2 protein-coding genes are annotated in these 2687 nt (G+C 72.3%); both read left to right on the forward strand.

What is annotated here, in order from left to right; translation table 11 throughout:
* Positions 1-139: 139 nt before the first annotated feature.
* Positions 140-1000, forward strand: coding sequence for a PTS sugar transporter subunit IIA (locus GU5_RS0102970; protein WP_010524094.1), 861 nt, complete (start codon positions 140-142; stop codon positions 998-1000).
* An 82-nt stretch (positions 1001-1082) separates the two neighbouring features.
* The gene (locus GU5_RS0102975) at positions 1083-2645 is read left to right on the forward strand and encodes a PTS ascorbate transporter subunit IIC (protein WP_010524095.1); all 1563 of its coding nucleotides are present in this window, start codon (positions 1083-1085) and stop codon (positions 2643-2645) included.
* Positions 2646-2687 lie beyond the last annotated feature (42 nt).

Here is a 2687-nt window from a genome sequence, read left to right on the forward strand (position 1 = left end):
ACGCTGGACCGCCGCGACTGGGCCGAGGCGCGGTAGAAGACCCCCTGGACCGTGCCGGTGACGCGGATGTGCCGAATCTCCATGGCACCCAGTGAACCATGGTGCCGTGGACCTGTCAGCCGGTGCTACGGTTCCCTCCATGGCGTCATCCACCGCACACCAGCCCGACGATCAGCGCCCCGACGGGCAGACCGACTCGCCGGCCGCCCTGCTGGCCGAGGAGTCGATCGCCCTCGACGTCGTCGCCGCCGACTGGCGCGAGGCCGTCGACGAGGCGGGCCGGCTGCTGGTCGCCGCCGGCGTCGCCGACGACGACTACACCGCGGCCATGCGGCAGGTGGTCGAGGAACACGGCCCCTACATCGTCGTCGCCCCGGGGTTCGCCCTGGCCCACGCCCGACCGACCGCAGGCGTGGCGCGCACCGGACTGTCCTGGGTGCGGCTGGCCGAGCCGGTGCCCTTCGGCCACAGCAGTCATGATCCGGTCGGTCTGGTGGTCGGCCTGGCCGCCGACGACGACGTCTCCCACACCCGCACGATGGCCCGGCTGGCCCGACTGCTCGCCGATCCGCGCCGCCGGGAGGAGCTGGAGGCCGCCGATTCGCCGCGGCGGCTGCGCGGGCTGCTGACCGCCGCCGAACGGCCGGAGGCCTCGGCCGAGGCCGCGACGGACGGGCCCGAGGAGGCCGCCGCCGACGGCTCGACGGCGACCGACCGGCATCTGATCCTGACGGTCTGCGGCAACGGCCTGGGCACCTCGCTGTTCCTGAAGAACACGCTCGAGCAGGTGCTCGACACCTGGCGCTGGGCGCCCTTCGTCATCGTCGAGGCCACCGACACCATCTCTGCACGCGGCCGCTCCTCGGAGGCGACGGCCATCCTGACCTCCGGGGAGATCGCCAAGACGCTCGGCGACGTCGACGTGCCGATCCGCGTGGTGGAGAACTTCACCAGCACCATCGAGCTCGACGCCGCGCTGCGCGACCTCTACGACGTCTGACCCGACGCCCGAGCCCCAGCTCGTCCTGTTCGTCCCACTCGCCCTGCACGCCCTCCAGCTCACGTTCCAGGAGTCGCACACCATGGACTGGCTCGTCGCCCTCGCCGAGTTCCTCGTCAACGAGATCCTCAGCGTCCCGGCCTTCCTCATCGGCCTGATCACCGCCGTCGGGCTCATCGCCCTGCGCCGGCCGACCGGCCAGGTGGTGGGCGGCGGACTGAAGGCCACGCTGGGCTTCCTGCTCATCGGCGCCGGAGCCACGCTGGTCACCGCTTCGCTGGATCCGCTGGGATCGATGATCCGCGGCGCCACCGGAGCCCAGGGAGTGATCCCGACCAACGAGGCGATCGTCGGCATCGCCCAGGAGGAGCACGGCGCGCAGGTGGCCTGGCTGATGATCCTGGGCTTCGCGATCTCGCTGGTGCTGGCGCGCTTCACCCCGCTGCGCTATGTCTTCCTCACCGGACACCACATCCTCTTCATGGCCACGCTGCTGACCATCGTGCTGGCGACCGCCGGCTTCTCCGGCACGGTGACCGTGGTCCTCGGCGGGATCCTGCTGGGCATCCTGATGGTCTCGCTGCCGGCGCTGGCGCACCCGTGGACCCGGCGCATCACCGGCGACGACAGCGTGGCCATCGGGCACTTCGGCACCGCCGGCTACGTGGCCGCCGGCGCGGTCGGCCGCGCCGTCGGAGGCCGCTCCAGCCGCTCCACCGAGGAGCTGCGGCTGCCGGAGTCGCTGCGCTTCCTGCGCGACTCGATGGTCGCCACCGCGTTGTCGATGGTGCTGATGTACGTCGCCGTCGCGCTGATCTCGCTGGCCCGCGAGGGAGAGGCCGCATACTCGGCCTTCGATGACGGAGCCTCCGGGCCGGGCAACTTCCTGATGCAGTCGGTCACCCAGGGGCTGCAGTTCGGCATCGCCGTGGCGGTGATCCTCTTCGGCGTGCGCACCATCCTCGGCGAGATCGTGCCGGCGTTCCAGGGCATCGCCGCGAAGCTGGTCCCCGGCGCGATCCCGGCGCTGGACGCCCCGATCGTCTTCCCGTACGCGCAGAACGCGGTGCTGGTCGGCTTCCTCTCCAGCTTCGTCGGCGGTCTGCTCGGCCTGGCCGCACTCTCGCTGTGGCTCAATCCGGTCCTCGGGCTGGCGCTCATCCTGCCCGGCCTGGTGCCGCACTTCTTCACCGGCGGCGCCGCCGGCGTCTACGGCAACGCCACCGGCGGGCGGCGCGGCGCGGTCGCCGGCGGGTTCGTCAACGGGCTGATGATCACCTTCCTGCCGGCCCTGCTGCTCGGCGTGCTCGGCGACATGGGCGACCTGAACACCACCTTCGGCGACACCGACTTCGGCTGGTTCGGCCTGCTCATCGGCTACGGCGCCCAGCTGGGCACCGTCGCCGGGCTGGTGGTCATCGCCCTGATCGGACTGCTCATACTCGGCGCGGCGATCCTGATGCAGCGCCGCGTGGTCGACCGCGGCTGGGACCCCTCTCCGCATCGGGCACGCCCGGCCGGAGCGGCCGCAGCGGAGGGGGCCGGCGAAGCCGCCGAGGCCGGCGGCGCGACGACGTCGACGATCCCGCGAACGCGCAAGCTCGCCCCGCCGCGCGGCGCCCCGACGCCGCCGCCGCGTCCCTGACTCTCCCCAGCATCGAACGGGGGGATCCACTACCGCTGTCGG

The sequence above is a fragment of the Nesterenkonia sp. F genome, assembly GCF_000220985.1.
GTDB lineage: Bacteria > Actinomycetota > Actinomycetes > Actinomycetales > Micrococcaceae > Nesterenkonia.